The 17,399-nt window shown below is 49.2% G+C and carries 19 protein-coding genes; 7 read left to right on the forward strand and 12 right to left on the reverse strand.

Features of this window, described 5'->3' with window-relative positions; all coding sequences use genetic code 11:
- Window positions 1-106 precede the first annotated feature (106 nt).
- Window positions 107-1,537, reverse strand: coding sequence for an MFS transporter (locus AC1S52_RS22580; protein WP_482031298.1), 1,431 nt, complete (start codon window positions 1,535-1,537; stop codon window positions 107-109).
- Window positions 1,538-1,597: 60 nt separating this feature from the next.
- Between AC1S52_RS22580 and AC1S52_RS22585 the strand changes: the two genes are divergently transcribed.
- Window positions 1,598-2,425 (forward strand): thiazole synthase, encoded by an 828-nt coding sequence (locus AC1S52_RS22585; RefSeq protein ID WP_482031299.1) that lies wholly within the window; start codon window positions 1,598-1,600, stop codon window positions 2,423-2,425.
- A gap of 149 nt (window positions 2,426-2,574) precedes the next feature.
- Here the strand turns inward: AC1S52_RS22585 and AC1S52_RS22590 are convergent, their stop codons facing one another.
- From AC1S52_RS22590 to AC1S52_RS22600, 3 genes are all read right to left on the reverse strand, one after another.
- Window positions 2,575-3,342 (reverse strand): M48 family metallopeptidase, encoded by a 768-nt coding sequence (locus tag AC1S52_RS22590; RefSeq protein WP_482031300.1) that lies wholly within the window; start codon window positions 3,340-3,342, stop codon window positions 2,575-2,577.
- Window positions 3,339-3,836, reverse strand: a complete 498-nt coding sequence (locus AC1S52_RS22595) for a DUF6335 family protein (RefSeq protein ID WP_482031301.1) — start codon at window positions 3,834-3,836, stop codon at window positions 3,339-3,341. The genes AC1S52_RS22590 and AC1S52_RS22595 overlap by 4 nt, the downstream gene beginning before the upstream one ends.
- A 136-nt stretch (window positions 3,837-3,972) precedes the next feature.
- The gene (locus AC1S52_RS22600; RefSeq protein WP_482031302.1) at window positions 3,973-5,226 is read right to left on the reverse strand and encodes a GNAT family N-acetyltransferase; all 1,254 of its coding nucleotides are present in this window, start codon (window positions 5,224-5,226) and stop codon (window positions 3,973-3,975) included.
- Window positions 5,227-5,811: 585 nt separating this feature from the next.
- On the opposite strand from AC1S52_RS22600, the gene AC1S52_RS22605 reads away from it, so the two are divergent.
- Window positions 5,812-6,039 (forward strand): hypothetical protein, encoded by a 228-nt coding sequence (locus AC1S52_RS22605; RefSeq protein WP_482031303.1) that lies wholly within the window; start codon window positions 5,812-5,814, stop codon window positions 6,037-6,039.
- A 491-nt stretch (window positions 6,040-6,530) separates the two neighbouring features.
- Here AC1S52_RS22605 and AC1S52_RS22610 read toward each other — a convergent pair whose 3' ends face one another.
- The 5 genes from AC1S52_RS22610 to AC1S52_RS22630 all read right to left on the reverse strand — a co-directional run bounded on the left by AC1S52_RS22610 (window position 6,531) and on the right by AC1S52_RS22630 (window position 9,194).
- Window positions 6,531-6,908 carry a helix-turn-helix domain-containing protein gene (locus AC1S52_RS22610; RefSeq protein WP_482031304.1) on the reverse strand — a complete coding sequence of 126 codons (378 nt, stop codon included), beginning with the start codon at window positions 6,906-6,908 and terminating at the stop codon, window positions 6,531-6,533.
- Window positions 6,909-6,922: 14 nt separating this feature from the next.
- On the reverse strand, window positions 6,923-7,216 hold the full coding sequence (locus tag AC1S52_RS22615; RefSeq protein WP_482031305.1) for a type II toxin-antitoxin system HigB family toxin: 294 nt from the start codon (window positions 7,214-7,216) through the stop codon (window positions 6,923-6,925).
- Window positions 7,217-7,335: 119 nt separating this feature from the next.
- The gene (locus AC1S52_RS22620) at window positions 7,336-7,710 is read right to left on the reverse strand and encodes a nuclear transport factor 2 family protein (protein ID WP_482031306.1); all 375 of its coding nucleotides are present in this window, start codon (window positions 7,708-7,710) and stop codon (window positions 7,336-7,338) included.
- A 375-nt stretch (window positions 7,711-8,085) separates the two neighbouring features.
- The gene (locus AC1S52_RS22625) at window positions 8,086-8,814 is read right to left on the reverse strand and encodes a hypothetical protein (protein ID WP_482031307.1); all 729 of its coding nucleotides are present in this window, start codon (window positions 8,812-8,814) and stop codon (window positions 8,086-8,088) included.
- A gap of 152 nt (window positions 8,815-8,966) precedes the next feature.
- The gene (locus tag AC1S52_RS22630) at window positions 8,967-9,194 is read right to left on the reverse strand and encodes a GNAT family N-acetyltransferase (RefSeq protein WP_482031391.1); all 228 of its coding nucleotides are present in this window, start codon (window positions 9,192-9,194) and stop codon (window positions 8,967-8,969) included.
- Between the two features lie 513 nt (window positions 9,195-9,707).
- On the opposite strand from AC1S52_RS22630, the gene AC1S52_RS22635 reads away from it, so the two are divergent.
- Window positions 9,708-10,400: a hypothetical protein gene (locus AC1S52_RS22635; RefSeq protein ID WP_482031308.1), complete on the forward strand. Its 693-nt coding sequence runs from the start codon at window positions 9,708-9,710 to the stop codon at window positions 10,398-10,400.
- Window positions 10,401-10,408: 8 nt separating this feature from the next.
- Here the strand turns inward: AC1S52_RS22635 and AC1S52_RS22640 are convergent, their stop codons facing one another.
- Complete coding sequence (locus AC1S52_RS22640; protein WP_482031309.1) at window positions 10,409-13,816, reverse strand: PAS domain S-box protein; 3,408 nt, start codon at window positions 13,814-13,816, stop codon at window positions 10,409-10,411.
- Window positions 13,817-14,076: 260 nt separating this feature from the next.
- Window positions 14,077-14,541, reverse strand: a complete 465-nt coding sequence (locus AC1S52_RS22645) for an ABA4-like family protein (RefSeq protein WP_482031310.1) — start codon at window positions 14,539-14,541, stop codon at window positions 14,077-14,079.
- Window positions 14,542-14,586: 45 nt separating this feature from the next.
- Here AC1S52_RS22645 and AC1S52_RS22650 point away from each other — a divergent pair, with 45 nt between their 5' ends.
- The 3 genes from AC1S52_RS22650 to queF all read left to right on the forward strand — a co-directional run bounded on the left by AC1S52_RS22650 (window position 14,587) and on the right by queF (window position 16,488).
- A complete protein-coding gene (locus AC1S52_RS22650; RefSeq protein ID WP_482031311.1) occupies window positions 14,587-15,291 on the forward strand; it encodes a hypothetical protein in 705 nt (234 codons plus the stop codon).
- 172 nt (window positions 15,292-15,463) lie between these two features.
- Complete coding sequence (locus tag AC1S52_RS22655; protein WP_482031312.1) at window positions 15,464-15,931, forward strand: secondary thiamine-phosphate synthase enzyme YjbQ; 468 nt, start codon at window positions 15,464-15,466, stop codon at window positions 15,929-15,931.
- Between the two features lie 74 nt (window positions 15,932-16,005).
- Entirely contained in the window at window positions 16,006-16,488 is a 483-nt protein-coding gene (gene queF, locus AC1S52_RS22660; RefSeq protein WP_482031313.1) for a preQ(1) synthase, read from the forward strand.
- Window positions 16,489-16,493: 5 nt separating this feature from the next.
- Here the strand turns inward: queF and AC1S52_RS22665 are convergent, their stop codons facing one another.
- A complete protein-coding gene (locus tag AC1S52_RS22665) occupies window positions 16,494-17,048 on the reverse strand; it encodes a GNAT family N-acetyltransferase (RefSeq protein WP_482031314.1) in 555 nt (184 codons plus the stop codon).
- Window positions 17,049-17,144: 96 nt separating this feature from the next.
- On the opposite strand from AC1S52_RS22665, the gene AC1S52_RS22670 reads away from it, so the two are divergent.
- Complete coding sequence (locus tag AC1S52_RS22670; RefSeq protein ID WP_482031315.1) at window positions 17,145-17,369, forward strand: DUF4351 domain-containing protein; 225 nt, start codon at window positions 17,145-17,147, stop codon at window positions 17,367-17,369.
- Window positions 17,370-17,399: the final 30 nt, after the last annotated feature.

Here is a 17,399-nt window from a genome sequence, read left to right on the forward strand (position 1 = left end):
ATTTGTAGATGGGTAAACCACAACTGAGTGTGGATGAGTAGATGAAGGGATGAGTGGGCAAAGACTTATCAAGGGGCAATGGCTGTGAGTGCCTTAGCCCATCATTTTAAGCGGCTGCCGATTTCTTTGAAGAAACACTATCCTCTGAAGAAACACCATTCCGAAAAACGTAAGTCAGTACGGCTGCCAGCACACATACGCAAGCCAGCATCAGCATCAGGGTTGGTGTACCCAGCGATCGCTGTAAAACGGGCAATGCGAAGGTGCCTAATACAGCCCCCGCTTTGGCAAAGGCAGCCGCAAAACCAGCCCCACTGGCTCGAATCGAAGTTGGAAATACTTCACCTGACAACAGAAAGGTGGTGGCGTTGGGTCCGGCATTCATAGTCAGGTTAAAGACGAAGAAGCCAATAAACACGATGACGAGGTTGGAACCATTGGGTAGCAAACCGGATGCAGCCAGAATGGCAAGTCCAATTGCCATTCCCAAAAAGCCGCCGATCTGTAATCGAATCCGCCCTACCCAGTCAACCAGCAGGACCGCTATTAAAAACCCTGCAATTAAGAACACATCCACCATCGCCGCTCCCCTGGCAGAAGCCATTTCTCTGACAATGAAGTTGTTTTCCTGGACAAAAGCTAAGGCTCCGATGATAGCGGGGGTAAAAATGCCAATCCCGTAAGTAGCAATATCTTGTAGAAACCAGGGAAGGGCTGCCAGCAGCGTATTTTTGCGGTACTGGGAGGAAAACAGCGCTGCGTAGGGTAAGTTAGGCTCTTGCTCTGGTGGGTCGGTTTCTGGGGTAATGGTGATGGGTGTCCCTAGTAGATCGGTGGCAGCTTGGGAAGCTTCAGCGTATTCGCCTCTAGCGATATAGTAACGCGGGCTTTCCAGCAGGAAACTAAAGCGCAAAATGCCCACCGCGATCGCCAGTACCAGCCCCACGCCCAACATCCAACGCCATGCATAGTGAATTATCGGTTGCGTCGAGTCTGGATAGAGAGCTTGGAACAGGTGAATCACCACGATTCCAGTCAACGCTCCCAGCAGGGCACCGACGGCTTGAAACGTGAATGCACCAATCACCATGCGTCCCCGCAGCCGCGAAGGAACATTTTCAGTAATGTAGGAAACGCTGATGGGATAGTCGGCACCAATTGCAATTCCAACCAGAAAGCGAAAGGCAATGATTGAAGCCGCATTCCATGCCAGAACAGTTCCAGCCGTGGCAAGGATAAAAAGCGCCACATCCACGATCAACATTTGCTGTCGCCCCACTTTATCCGTAACCGCTCCCAGGGTTAACGAACCGATCAGCGAACCGGCGATCGCTGCTACAGCCACACTGCCAACGGCGATCGAACTCAGGCTAAAATCTCGTTGCAAAAAGGGCAGAGCAATGCCAATGATAAAAAAGTCAAAGCCATCCAGGGCAATCAAACCCGCGGATAATGCCCATAGGAGCCACATCATCCGGGTCGGGTGGGAAGCATCCAATCGTTGCTCAAAGGAACCCAATTTTTCTGTCGCTGTCATGGTAATAGCGGTAGGGAAACACAAAGGATTATCATGGATACCCGGACTTGAGGTTTAGGAATGCAGACTTTAGATAAACCATTAGAACATTCTCTTGATAATTCGCTGGTCATTGCTGGACGCACTTTTCGCTCCCGTTTAATGACTGGGACTGGTAAGTACCGAAATTTTGATGAAATGCGGCAAAGTATTACCGCCAGCGGGTGCGAAATTGTCACTGTAGCCGTTCGTCGGGTGCAGACAAACGCCCCTGGACACGAAGGATTGGCAGAGGCGCTGGATTGGACCAAGATTTGGATGCTACCTAATACGGCGGGCTGTCAGACGGCGGAGGATGCGATTCGGGTTGCCCGGTTGGGACGGGAGATGGCGAAATTATTAGGACAGGAGGACAATAACTTCGTCAAGCTAGAAGTGATTCCCGATCCGAAGTATTTACTCCCCGATCCCATTGGTACCCTGCAAGCGGCTGAAAAGTTGGTGAGTGAAGGATTTGCCGTCCTGCCCTACATCAACGCCGATCCTCTCCTGGCAAAACGGTTGGCAGAGGCGGGATGCGTGACGGTAATGCCTTTGGGTTCTCCGATTGGCTCTGGACAGGGCTTAAAGAATGCTGCCAATATCCAGATCATTATCGATAACGTGAAGGTACCTGTGGTGGTAGATGCTGGAATCGGCGCGCCCAGCGAGGCAGCCCAGGCAATGGAAATGGGAGCCGATGCGTTACTGATCAATACCGCGATCGCCCAGGCACAGAACCCAGCCGCCATGGCAACTGCCATGAACCTTGCCACCCAGGCTGGTCGCCTTGCCCACCTGGCAGGACGCATTCCGATTAAAGCTTACGCCAGTGCCAGTTCACCGACAACCGGAACGATTACCAGCTAGAAAATTACCATAGCAATTCTCAGCTTTATGAGCTGTGTTTTTGGTCATTGGTCACTGGTCGCTCCCAAAGGACTAATGACTAATGACTCATAACAAACGATTAGCTTGTACTAAATCCGCATGAGAACCGCTGTAGTTAGGAAGTTGGGTTAATTACTCCTGGCAATCCGCTGCTCCAGGGCAGTGACGCGATCGCGGGTTGCCGGGTGACTACTTAAAAAGGCAGGGGGAGACGGATACTTCAGTAGCTTACTCAAAAAGGCAGGCATTGCCTGTGGGTCATAGCCAGCCCGTGTTAAATAGTCCAGTCCCCTGGCATCGGCATTAAACTCTGCCTGACGGCTATAGGGCAGACCGACTGCCAGTTGGTAGGCTAGACCTGCCACCGCACTCCGATCTAACCCTGCCAATGATGCGGCACCCTGGGCGATCGCCGTCTGCCGCAGTTGGGCAATCAGGTCATCATTGCAGATATGGGCAATTTCATGGGCAATGACTGAAGCTAGTTGAGCTTCGTTATCGGTTGCCTGAATTATTCCGGTATGGACATAGACAAAGCCACCCGTTGTAGCAAAAGCATTGATCTGGGGATTGTCAACCACGTAAAAACGAAATGGCGTTTGGGCACAATCGCTCACACCAGCAACCCGTTGTCCAATCTGATTGACATAGTTGTTGATCTGGCGATTAGAACTGAGTCGATAGTTCCTCAGGACTTGCTGATGAATGTCCTGCCCCAGTTGCACTTTCTGTTGTGTAGATGGATTAGCAAGCTGAAGCAGTTGAATTCCGCGAAAGATTAGATCGCCGACTGGCAGGGCAGTGGCAGGTACCGGAGCTGTGGCTCCAACCGTGACAGCCGTTCCAATCCCAAGTAGGAACGATACACTTCTACGAAATGGGTGGGAAAAATTCATTCTCTTCGTTCCTGGTAGTCGTCTGAGGATTTGGGATCAAGCTCCCAGCGGCGATCGTCGCGAGTAGTCAAGATTTCGGTGGTGTGAACATACTCCCCGTCAGCCATCTCTAGCCCGACAGCGGCTCCCAATTCATCCACTACATCCTGATCTGGGGTGGGGGCTGTACCACCGACAGCCTCGTCGCCAACGGCATTTGCCTGTTCGTAGTTGGCATCAATGTCTCCTCCCGTGAGGATGGCATCTGCCTGATTGAACTGGCGATCGCGTTGCCGCATTGTGCGCCCCCCTGCAACATACCCTGGCAGTTCATGAACGCCAGTGCCATAGGATTCAGTTAATTCCTGGGGAATATTTTCCAGGTTATCTTCCCGATCCACATCCTCATCAACGGAAATATCACCAGAAGAATTATCACCGGAGTTGTTCAGCGATGCTTCTAAATCTTCTTTATCCGTTGGGCTAGAAAATTCTTGTTCTGCTTGATCACGCATTTGCGCTTTCTCCTTGATTCATTCTAACGCTGTGCCAAAGGTGATGACCTCTGATTCAACGCTAACAGCAATCTCACTCCAAAACATCCACTTCAGAAGGAGAACAGCCTCTACCACAGGAGTGAGCATTTACTAATTAGAAAAAGTCCCAGCAGAAGGGGGGAGTTGTCTGCCATACCGCATCGAGCTGGGTTAGCAGGGTTACATCTCCCTCGGATTCAATCTCACCTGTCCATAGCAAATCAGTAGCTCGTCGTACTCCACAAAACAGTTCCGTCAGGTGTTCAACTGAGGTGTGAATGACCGTAGAAGTTGGTTTTTCCAGACAGGTCATGCGCCGCTCAGCAAATTCTACAGCGATCGCCTGTTTGCCCAACACCGGATCTGTCACCTGAAACGTTACAGCAAAAGGTTCGCTTGCTCTAATGGGACGCAACTCAAACGCTCGCTTCAGGTCAACTAAACGCCACATGAAACCACCACCGATTTCGCCAAATTTGTGGACCAGCCCAAACTCAAAGGCGGGAGATGCTAAGGCAGGGTCTCGCCGCTGTTCTTGCAGCAGGTGGGGAAATGGATCTTCTGGAAAGGTGTTCCAAACAATCGTTGAAACTTGATCCCGCAGAGATGCCAGAAAGCCCAAAATTCCCCGGTATGCCTCAGCCGACAGCGCTACCCACTCTTGCACCACCACCGCCAGAGCCGACTGAGGAGTCAGGTGAGTAAATTGCAGGATGACATAGCCTGTTAGTTCCTTACCACTCCGATAGCAGTAAATTTCCCGTCCTTTACCCGGCTTCAACCGACTCTCCCACTGCCAGGGTTGCCGCCGGAACCAGCCGTTATGGCAAGAAGCCGCCTGGTCATAAACCGATTGGAGGGAGGGTTGATCGTCTGCATGGTAGGGGAAAATCTGCGATCGCTCTCGAAACACCGGCATATGACGGGCAGACACCCGGTACTGGTGCATCTGCTCAACCCACGCCCAACCCAACTTGCGATAAAACCCGTGCTGAAAGGGGTAAAGCGCCATCAGGGGAAGATTCTGTTCCCGTCCCATTGCCAGTGAGTGTTCCAGCATCAACCGGGCAATCCGCTGTCCCCGCCGATGGGGAGCCACTGCCACGGCGGCAATCCCCATAGCGGGAAACTCCTGTTGTTCAAACCAGAGAGTCAAATCCAGTTGAGCATAACCCCCTACGCCTTCGCCTGTTTCCTCCTCAACCGCCAGAAAAAATTTTCGACCGGGAAGGGCGATTCCATCAGCGAACCATTCCTGCTGAATCTCCTCATTCGAGCTTAAGGGAGCAAAAGAGAGCCTGTCGAGGTTAACCACCTGGGACAGATCCCCATCCTGAAGCGATCGCACACTAAATTTTGGGTGAGCCATATTGGGATATCACGAGACAGCTATAATCCTGGACTTAACTGACTTTTGAATAAACTACAAAGGTTAACGCTCAACACATTTAAGTCTATCAGGGTAGAACAATCCGTCTGATTGCACCTTTTCTTGATGATTTCGGTCTTGAGCCAGATGCATCAATCATGTCATGCTCAACTGGTGAAAAAGGTCGTAGATTAAGGGATATTGCTCCACTCCAGGGGTAGTGTTATAGACCTGCGGGTTCTACAATGAGATAGTAGGATTTGCAAATGAGATCCTAGGGGTAGAAAAGATACCTGTGGTGCTAGAACCTTTACACTGTCCGAGTTACAGCAGTTTTTAGACGAGTGCCACACAATGAATGCCGTTATATTAAGGCGCAACCAACGTTCTGTGTGGCATACACAAATGAAAATTGCTGTATGATGAAAATCAGATCGTCAAGCATGGAAAATCAGCCGCAGGCAAGCAGCGCTACAAGGGTTGCAACTCTAATTGCACAGGTCAAAGCTTTATTCGGAACTATACTTATCAAGGCTATTTAGCAACGGTTAAGCAACCAATTAGCGATAATGACAGTCAATGGAAATGGCATTCGAGATCCGGCTCGTGGATTGCAGATCAGTCCAACGACAGTCCTACAAGAACTTAAAAAAAGAACGAGCATTCGTCCAGGTGAATGAACCGTTAATCCAGCAGTTGAAGCCAACTTCAGTCACGATTGTTCAATGGGTGGAAGCGGCTGAACTTGACGAGATGGGGAGTTTGGTGGGTTTCAAAAAGCAACAACGATGCTTGTGGCATTGCTCCTCATAAGTGATGACTGTCACTACCACTTCAATTTTACCGACCTACTCAGCAAACCTACGCCATTCCTGTCCGAAGCGAACCGCTTCATCGAAGGTCGGATCGTCTTCAAAGCTACCCGCAACTTTTAACCACCAGGGAACTTTTTTTCAAAACCCCAGACAACATCTGCGTTAGTTGTGCTAATTCTGTCTCCAAGGTTGCAACTCGTGCTTCAAGTTGTTGGAAGCGTTCTTCAAGCTGTTAGAAAGTCATAGGGATCTCTTGCAAGTTAACCTTCTGGAAGAATTATAGCGAGATATCTAAGGTCACTGATTGGGTTAGGTTTTGAGTATCTCAGCACTCAACCCGTGATTGCCTGCGCTATCTCAACACCCACAGATGACTGTATAGTAATGCCCTCACCCAAGACCGAAGTCGCATAACGTTGCCCATCACTCGCCGCAGATAACTTTGGATTCCAACCGATTGCTTTCAACGGTCGGCGTATATGGGCGTTGTTAGGCAGAGACTTGTACTGACTCGTAGGGCTGAATCAGAATTTCAGCCGGAATCCTTAATTCTTGATTCAACTTCCGAATCATTTCCAACGTCAAGGTACGTTTGCGAGACAAGATCTCAGACACTCTTGCTCGACTGCCCAGACATGTCTCCAAGTCACGACGAGACCAACCACGGGTATCCATATAATACTGAATTGCCTCGATCGGATCAGGTAGTTCAATCGGAAAATGTGTTTTCTCGTAAGCTTCTACAAGGGTACTAAGGATGTCTAGCCGATCATACTCAGGGGTATTCTCAGCAGCATCAAATAGCGACTCAATCTCTCGAAGAGCTTCTTGATAGTCAGCTTGAGTTTTAATTGGGCGTATTTCCATACATCAACCTCGGTTCAGATTGTTTCCGCATCAACGTTGTCATACTCGGCATGAGTGCCAATAAATCGAATAAAAATGGTGCCAATGTCATAACGAATTGCCACAATCAACCGATAGGTATTGCCTTTGATGTTGAAAACGACACGATTGTTCGCAATGATACTGGCACTGCCATGAGCGGACTTAACATCAACTGGACTCTGCCAATCGGCGTGAGACGCTTCGTAGTACCAAGTTTTCAATGCTTCTTTGGCATCTGGATGAGATTCCCCAAAATCTCGTAAGGTGCTCCGCGACGAGATACGCATGAATTTATCATAACTCGCTCCCAAGGTGGGATCAAGGAGCATTTGAAGAGGCTCTAATTTTCTTCACAAAGCAGCGATGTCCTGCCCTGTCTATCTTCCTTGGCTTCATGCTGCCTGTGTTATGGCTGGTATGGTGTGCCTTGATGAAAGCGCATGACCCAACCACTTTCCGTGCGTGACCAGATAGAGCTTCGTCTTGCGTACTCTATGATGCCATCGTACTCAACCTGACTGTTATAGGTAATTTGCGCTGTATTCTTGTCAAGCAGACGAATGACAAGATTCGACAGAGGAAGCACTGCGTGGATTGGCTGCGAGTCTAGGCGAATGATCTGATCGCGGGTGTAAACTCGTCCCGATCGACCGAACTCAAAGAAATCGGCAGCAAACCGCTGTTCTTGGAAAACTTGATCGAAGCGCGTGACTTCCCGCCACATGTCTTCTTCAAGGTGAGTCAGGATCGCGCGGTCTTCTTGAGAGAGTGTGAGAGACATGATTGAGAGGGAGTGGGATATCGCTGCCTAACGTTCCGGTTGAGCGACTGCAAATAACCTTGAACTCACAACCAAGATATTTTGTCAGTCCGCTCCAAGCGAATTATGGGAGGACGAGACTGGGCTTGACCCTGCTTGCATTTCACAAGCATTGGGGTTCGTGCTTCTACAGTCTCCCAAATTCTGCTATCTTAGTTTATGATATGCACAAGACTAGACGATAATTAAGTCTCAGCAGTTACATCTCAGATTTAGCCTGCTGTTTTGCAGGACACAGCGCAACTCCCTAACCGTCCACCACACGACACAAGTTATTTCATGGACGGGTCGAGGTGACGACCTGATAGCTCGAAAGGGCTTTCAGGTTTTTGGGTTTTAAAGTAAGTCGCTGAGTTTGTTGGATATGTAATAATGCACATCTGCTAATGTTTCTTGAAGAAGACGTGTATATTCGTAGAATCCAGGGTGGCTCCCAAAGCAACCGTGGAGTGTATTGCCATGAACAGACCAGTTTCGGAACCCATATAAGAGGGTAGGCATATCAAGAGAGCTGGCATTTCCTGCCTGCACTGCCTCCTGCATAGCTCTTGCAGTACGTCCACGAATATTGCTTGGCAAGTATTTTAGATAAATAGCTTGTAGTGTAGAAACGGAAGGACTACTCGTGATGGTTGGCATCCGTGTTGAAATTGGTGCGTTTAGCAGCAGATGGAGTTTCTGTAAACGTACTACTGCATTTGTTGGCATAGCATTTGTGTATAGAAGATGAAATGCTGAGTACTCAGTATTATCAGAGGGTGTTCCAAATAAAGACAGCAATTCATTTCGGGTAAATATTGCGTTGAGAGCGAACCAGGAGAAGTTAAATCGTAAAAGTTCAACAAACAAGTCGCTACTCTTCGATTTATTTAAGTTCTTACCCATGTAATGAATACTGTCCATCTCCGCCGCACGTCTTATCCACTCAGTGGCGATACCTATTCCAATAATTTGAGTTGAAAGCAATGGGGTAAGCCCTTGGGTTTGAATAGTACCCTCTACTTTGTTTGCACACTGTGAATAGAATTTACGTGCCTGTAAGAGGGTTTCTCTATGTGGGATCATCGCGGCGGTCTAACTAGGTATATATCAATTATGTCTATCTAACGACTCAAATCAGCGGCGGCAGGCAGACTCGAACTCAACACCAGAAGCTTTCAACCGTCCGCCTGCATTTGAATTGTTGGGCGGCTCGCTACCCACATACCATTTCTAGATCACAATTCACGTCGTATCACAAGTTCGCCGTTCTCTTCTTTTCCGGTGTAAACAAAGCCCATCTTCTCGTAGAACGGACCGGGACCACCTTTTGCTGAAACACAACTTGTTTCGACCGCATTCGCTCCAGGGCGCGTCTTGACGTGTGCGAAGAACAACTCCAAAGCCTTTCGCCCGTAACCACGCCCCTGGTATTGCTCACCTATCATAAAGCGCCACAGTACGATCGCTGATCTCCCGTAGGATGGGTAGACACAGGAAACCCATCATTCTCAATGGGCAGCAAAACAAAAAATGCTGGGTTGAACCTTTGTGAAACCCAGCCTACAAAAGCGGCGATCGCTTAATCCAGGATTTTCTAAATTATCCGAGATGCCCGCGAGAATGTGTACATCGGTTTTGTTGCGCTGAGCCACACAACTTCGCCGTAGCGCTCAAGCCTGATTAGGCACACAACCGAAAGTTTTTTCTATGGCAAATAGAGTTCTGAACATCTGTAAAAGGCACTCAGTCTGGATTACAACGAGCAGGTACTGTTCTACTGCACAAAAGATGGACAGGGTGTTTGTAGATCATGGGTAGCCCTGATAGCGCGTATTGAGCAACCGTCGTGACTTGCTGTTTAGTTAATAAGAGGTTAACGTTTTAGGAACTTACGGTTAAATTCCCCGTCGATTTCCCTGGGGGTGAACTGCCGGGGGATTTCTTGGCGGTCTTGACTATTGTGGGGAGTGGGTGAGATGCCGACCATCACGTTGTTTCCCAAGCAAATTGCCCGTTATTTGCTTGGGGTTGCTCTGATATTTGATGCCCTCAGTTTTTCCACACAATTTCCTGAGTATGCGTTTGGGTATGCGTTACCTCAAAAAATAGTGGAGTTTTTCCATGTAGGGGGAGAATACAATCCCCAGGCATGGTATTCGTCCTTGCTACTGGTACTGTCTTCGCTGTTGCTGTTCCTGATTTCATTGGGAGAACAGGAGCGGATTTCTGATCAAGCGGGTTACTGGCGAGGGTTATCGTTGATCTTTTTCTACCTGGCAATGGATGAAATGTTACTGCTCCATGAAAGAGCCGGTGAGTGGCTCAGCACTCATATTCAGACTGCCGGAATTTTTCGATATACCTGGGTGATTGTTGCCATCCCAATTTGTTTGTTGATTGGGACAATTTATATCCGGTTTCTGTTTCGCCTACCCCAACGAATTCGCCGATTGTTTATTGCCTCTGGCTCTATATATGTGGGTGGGGCGCTAGGGTTTGAACTGATTTCAGGGTTTGTTGCCAGCATTTATGGGGAAAAGACCGTATTTGATTTGGTGCTGGTGGCGATCGAAGAGTTTCTAGAGAAGTTTGGTGTCATTTTCTTTATTTATGCCCTGCTTTTGTACATTGCGTTGTACATCAAATCAATTCATGTTGAAGTTCGTTGAAACAACCTTCAAAGAGCCAATGGCAGCGTAAACCAGAACGCTGATCCACTTCCCGGTTGGCTATTCATACCGATCTGTCCATTGTGGGCAGTCATAATTCGGCGGCAGCGGTACAACCCCAAGCCGATTCCAGTCCGGTGGGGATTGTCCAAACTGCGAACGTAGGGCTTAAACAGGCGATCGCATTGATCCTGATTCATGCCAACGCCCGTATCATCGACACTGAATTGGAGCAGTTTAAATGGATCGGAGGAGCTTTCTGAAGAATTCTCCAGATTGATCACTTCCGCATGGAGGGCGATCGCCACGCCGGGAGGATTATGTTTCACCGCATTGGTCAGCAACGTTTCCAACACTTGCTGAATCTGACCTGAATCTGCAAAGACCCAGGGCAGATCAGCCACAATTTGGTTGGTCAATTGAACCTGACTTTGAATCAATAAAGGCTCCACGGTTTTCAGGGCAGCTTGCAAAATTTCATCAATTCTGGACGGCTTGCAGTTCAAAGAAAGCTTGCAGTCGTCCGCCGAGGGGTCATCCCGCAGGGCATTCAATAGCTGGAGCTGGTCATCGCTGCTCTGAATCATGCAATCCAGGATGGGGCGGGGAATGGCAACCGTTTCCGTTTCGCAACACTTACCACGCAGCCGATTCATCACCATCAGCATTCCTTGAACGGGTGTGCGCAAATCATGGGAAACGGCATGGAGCAAGAGATCTTTCACCTGATTTAGATGTTGCAAATCCTGCATTCGCTGTTGTAGTTCAGCCGTGCGCTGCTCAACCTGACGCTCCAGATTGGCGGCAAGGAGTTGCTTCTGGCGATAAAGCTGTCCCTGCTTAATGGCAATTTCAACCCCGGTTGCCAGTTGTTCCAACAGTTCAATCTCAAAGGGTTGCCACTCTCGTGGTTCAGCACATTGGTTGGCAATTAACACGCCAAACATTTGCTCATCCAGGTAAAGGGAAATTCCCATGCCTGAACGCACCTGGCAGCGCTGATAATACTCCTCTAAGAAGGGGGTTTTGTCTATCTGGCTGGTGTCGTTAATCACACGCAACCGACTGGATTGAAACAGGGTTTTGATGGTGTCAACGTGGTGGTCACTCACCTGCCAACCCAAAACAGGTGCCCATTCCGGTGCAACGGACTCCGCTACCGCCTGACAACTACCACACTCGCCAAAACAGGTAATAAAAACCCGATCTGCCTGCAAAAACTGGCGCACTTCTTCAACCGTGGTCTGTAAAATCGTTTCCAGATCGAGTGAACTGCGAATGCGAGATGCCATTTCTGAGAGCAGGCGTTCGCGGTTGGCAGTCATCACCAGTTTGGCTTCTGCCAGTTTGCGATCGGTGATATCGTAGGCAGTCGCAACTCCGGTGGGTCGCCCTTCAAAAAAGACGACTCCAGCGGTGAAATCCACCCAGCGTTCCTGACCAGATTTCGTCAAAATCTTCATCTCATAGCGGGAAGGAACCGTTTCGCCCCGTTGCCGTGCCATTCCCCGCCCTTTCACCAGTTCCCGGTACTCCGGGTGGGACAGGTCCCAGAAGTCGATGGACAGTAACTCGTCACAGGAGTATCCAGTAATGCGCTCTGCGGCAGGATTGGCATAGCGTAACCGGGTTCCCTGATAAACCAGCACTGCACAGGCGGCTGTTTCAGCAATCACGCGAAACCGGGCTTCACTGTGTTGAAGGGCTTCTTCTGCCTGCTTGCGATCGCTGATGTCTTCAAACATCAGCCCCACACATTGGTTCGGCAAAGGAAATGCTTTGGTGGCATAGATTCCTTCAGGCACCACGTCATCCCCATAGCGAACTTCTCCCAAATCTCGCACTTTGCCAGACCGAATAACACTGGCATAAATCCCTGGAAAAGCACTCTCCAGCAGGCTAGGGAAAACTTCTTTCATACTTCGCCCGATCAGACCTTCGGTGTGGGCGGTAATGTGCAAAATGTGGCGGGCAGCAGGGTTGATGTCTAGTAACCGAAAGCTTTGCAGATCATCCAGATCTTGCAGTTGCCAAACGATCAAACCAATCTGCATCTTTTGGACAATATTGGCATACAGGCGAATGCTTTCCTGTGCCTGCTTAAGCCCAGTAATATCTTCAACCATGCCAATGGTGAATTTGGGTTCACCTGCCTCATCAAGCACCAGAGAGTTAGTCAGGCGCACCCAGATGGCTTCTCCATCCTTACGAATGTGACGTTTTTCTAACTGGTAAGATTCCCGCTGACCAGCCATCATTTCGGCAAACAGTTCTTTGTCAATCGCTAAATCATCTGGATGGGTAAATTCTGCAAAGGTTAACTGTTCAAGCTCTTGCCGACTGTAGCCCAACATTTTTTGCAACGCCGGATTACTTTCAAAAACCCTTCCCTCCGGGCTGTCAAGCCCAATTCCAATGCCTGCTCCTTCAAAGATACCGCGTAAATGTTTTTCTTTGCGACGTAACCGATCTTCTACCTGTTGGCGTTCGGTAACAGCCGCAGCCAGCACCAGAGCCGTTGCAGTGCTGATTCCCACAAACATCTGTACCAGGAGTATGGCTTCCCAGATGTTGCCATCAGCCTTAGATAAAAAGGGACTATTACCCTGAACCACCCCTAAAATTGCATTGCCAGATACCATCGCACTGCCCAGAACAGTGCCCCGCTGCCCGAAACGAAGCGCCGCCCAGATCAGGAAGGGAAAGGGCAGATATTCCAATGGATAGTGGGAAACTTCTGCTTGGATAGGAGCTTGAAAGACAACCCAACTGACCCCAAAGAGTGAAATTGCCCAAATCAGGGCTTCACCAGATTTGGGATGAACCGTCAGTCTACGCCACCATCCTTGCAGGAGCGATCGCCCAACTTTGTGATTTGAGGGGCGATCGCCCAACCAGGTCAATAACAGCGGGGTAATCGTCAGAATGCCGATTCCGTCCCCCAGCCAGATTGTGCCCCAGTGAATACCCAGATTGCGCCAATCAGTGATTCCGGTCAGTCCTGCATTGAGGGTGCTGATGGTTGCGTTCACCACTGGAGAAAGAACAGCAGCCTGGGAAATAAACCCCAACACATCGGGCAAACTGCTGAGCGAGTGATGGAAACCCATTCGACGAAGTAATCGGGCACCTGCGATCGCGCCCAGGGTTTGCCCTGCTGCCATGATCCCAGCCGAAAACCAGGGAACATTCAGCGTTAGATCAAACAACAGCATCCCAGCAGCAACCCCGACCCACTGCCTGCCCCCAAACAGTAAAAGCACCGCGAGGGCAATGCCTGCTGGGGGCCACAGGGGAGATGCGGCAGTTCCAAAACCCAGTAAGCTGTCAGCAAGTCTGGCGGACAGGAAACAGGCAAGGGCGATCGCGCTTGCAGTGAGAAAGAAGTGACGATTTTTTTCCAAGTTCAACTGCATAGACCACCGATCAAACGCCATCAATAGCGTTGCTTGTAGACTTGCAGGTTTAACTCTGCCCGTTCAGTACACCCATCAGTACACCAACGAACAGACTACTGCTCCTATTACTCAGATTGGCTTCTCCCTGAGATTGTTGCTTCCCCCGATTGGATGAGCGGATGGGGAGGGAGAGTGGAGAATTGAGAATTGAGAGTTAAAAGTTTTGAGGTGTACAGGCAACCTCCACCTGACACCTGACACCTAGCACCTGCCAACACTCACGCTCCTGCCGTCTCGTTTTCCACCGTTTCAGTCGTTGACTTGGGCAGGAATTTTTGACTGATCCAACTCGTCAGAATGTGGGAGAGTAAGCCTAATGGTCCTGCAAACAGGCAAAGGGCAATGGAGTGAACCGTCCAGACTCCGGTACGCTGTCCTTCCCAGTAAACCCAACGCCCGACGAATAAATCCATGACTAGAAAATGAGTCCATCCAGTGGCGGCGGCGCGTTCGTCTCCAAAGAAGCGGGCAATGTCTGCCAGTGTAGGGTTGGCGAGTGCCTGAGCGGTTTCAGCCGTCAGAGTGCCAGAAATGAAGTACAGATATAGCCCTGCCAGCAGGACAAAGGGGATGAAAGATTCCATCACCCGGCGGGTGACGCTCCAGTTGGGCAGAAAAACCATCAATGCCCAGAAGGGTAGAACAAACAGGTTGGAAAGGTCGAAAAGTTGAGCGATCGCCATAGCTTTAGATAATAGGTAGATAGGGAATAGGAAAGGACTTCAACCATGAAACGGCGGAATCTGTTAGCCGCGGCTGGGCTGGGAGCATTGGTAGCAGGAACAACTGCGACCCAGTCAACAACTCACTTATCGCCTTCGCTCGTTACTGAACAGGCAGTATTCGCTGAAGGTGGAGGCATGAAATTGGTGACAGAGTTCAGGATGTTTGCCAGCCAATATCAGTTTTATGTCCATGACGGCGATTCAGAGTACTGCCCCGAAAGTTTTTACTCTGAACCAGACGATCGCCGCACGGACATAGGAAGCTATCGACAGGGTTACCTGACAAACGGTCGTACCATTCACTTTGGTACGGATGCTCACTTAAATGACCACTGGGTTGAAGTGTACCTTGCCGATCATAGTCCTGATTTTGGCAAGGCAGAACGGGTCATTGGCTTACCTTTACAAGTCAATTCCGGCAAGGTTGCGATTACCCCTTTATTTTCAGAACCCGATCCCAGGAGAGAAGTGGTTCTTAAGCCTGGAACATGGACGGTTTATCTGCTTGCTTTCAACCTTGGCTCTGATCGGTTGTTTGAGCGGAGGGAGTTTCGTTCTGACAGCAATTCTGAAAAGGATTCTAAAGTACTTTCTGACGAGCAGCTAAAAGCGAACTGGAAGTTTGAGCGGTATCAAATAATCCTTGTACCTGGTATGCAAACCCCAATCGGTGTTTTGCATGGAACTGCAAATAGTAGAGGTACCTGAGGCATTGATTTCTTGTGAGGCTCAGACCTCCGAGGTTTTCAAAAACCTCGGAGGTCTTGAGTGGCTTGAAATTTGAATTAGCTAAATTTTGATCAGAGCTGGTTGCCGAAAATTGCTTTGATGAGGATTGGTCTAAAATCTAGAAGTTGAATCTGTAACATTTTCGCAGCCGATGCCAATTGTTAATCAGATAATTGAAGTAGAAACTGACGTGGGAATCGGGATCTACAACATTACACCTCAGATCAAAGATTTGCTGGCTTCTAGCCCAATTCAGAATGGGCAGGTGCTTGTTTTTTCACGCCATACCACCACTGCCCTGGCAATTAATGAAGATGAAGAACGGCTTCTGGAAGATGTCAAAGGGTTCCTCAAAAGACTGGCACCGGCGGGCGATCGCTATCTGCATAATGACCTCCATCTGCGAATAGGCATTCCCCCTGATGAGCCAATGAATGCCCACTCTCACTTGATGGCAATGATGCTGACAACGAGCGAAATCATTCCCGTTGTCAATGGCAGGCTGGCACTGGGAACCTATCAATCCGTCCTGTTTTTTGAGTTGGATGGTCCCCGCAAGCGCATCGTTTTTTGCCAGATTACGGGAGAAAGCACATCACCCTTATCCCCTGACCCCTGACCCCTAATCCACCTGATGCAAAAGTAGGCAGAAGATGCCTAAGATTAGAAAGGTTAGAACCCCTATGAGTGACTATGACGTACCCTTCAATGCAGCAGACCACTGAATTTGAATTGGCAACCCAGGAGGCAACCCAGGAATTGACAGGTTGTGAATCTGTAAACAGTGAATCCCTGGACAGTAAATACGGCGAACGGTTAATTTCTGAAGGGCAATTGATTACCTTCCCCAACCCCAGAGTAGGGCGACGCTACAACATTCATATCACCCTGCCAGAATTTACCTGCAAATGTCCTTTTTCTGGCTACCCAGACTTTGCCACGATTTATCTGACCTATGTGCCCAACCAGAAGGTGGTGGAGCTAAAAGCGATTAAGCTCTATATCAACAGCTACCGCGATCGCTACATTTCCCACGAAGAATCCATTAACCAAATTCTGGATGACTTTGTTGCCGCCTGTGATCCTTTAGAAGCCAAAATCAAAGGCGACTTCAACCCACGCGGAAATGTACATACGGTGGTTGAAGTAGAGTACCGAAAAGCAGACAAAGGTTAGGAAAACTAACCCCCTACCCGCTTTGCCATCAGGATATCGGGTTTACCAAAGCCGTTAGCATCGGGAATGACACCAACAACGGCATACCCCTGTTTTTGGTAAAACTCGTAGGGATGGTGGCGTAGGTTTTTAATCTGGGCAATGTGTTCCCAGACATTGGGATAAAGATCAATGCCTGAAAGACTGGTTTCACCGCTTTCGTCATCGGTACCAATATAAATGGTAGTGCCACCCCGATGTCTGACCTGTGCCTCCAGGTCTGCAACCAGTGCTTTGCCCACTCCCTGACGCTGGCGATCGCCCCTCACCACCAGGGGATGCAGTTCCCAGGCATGTCCTTCATACTGCTGGATTGCCCCAATCCAGCCCAAAACGGTGCCATCTTGATGAATGGCAATTCGGCTGATGCGATCAGGGGCAAAGGAGTCCTGAATTTCTTCCAGGGCGTTCTTCCGATTGGCAAAATTTTCAGACGATCGCCCCTCAAAAGCTGCGACAAAAAAATCAATGATTTGGGCGATCTCAGACTGGTTGTTGCAAGTGAGATCAATAATTTGCATGGACGGCTTTTGGTTGGGGTGTTCAATATTAGCTGGGTTAAAATTTGAAGCAGCCGTTATTTTGCAAATTATCAGGAGAGATGTGATGGTGAGTCCGTGACTTACCAAGTGATTCTACAAGAAGGTCGCGAAGAAGAAGCGATCGCACTCACGACTCGCCTCTTAACCCGACGACTGCAACAGGGACTTTCTGAAACAATCAAGTCGCGCCTCTCAGCCTTGCCGCTTCCCATTCTCGAAGATCTCAGCGAAGCCTTGCTAGAGTTCACTACTCTATCTGATCTGGAACATTGGTTGGCGATCCATCAAGTTGCACAATGACAATTGCACTTCGCTTCTTACCAGGCACCG

The sequence above is a fragment of the Kovacikia sp. CALU 1929 genome (genome assembly GCF_056784235.1).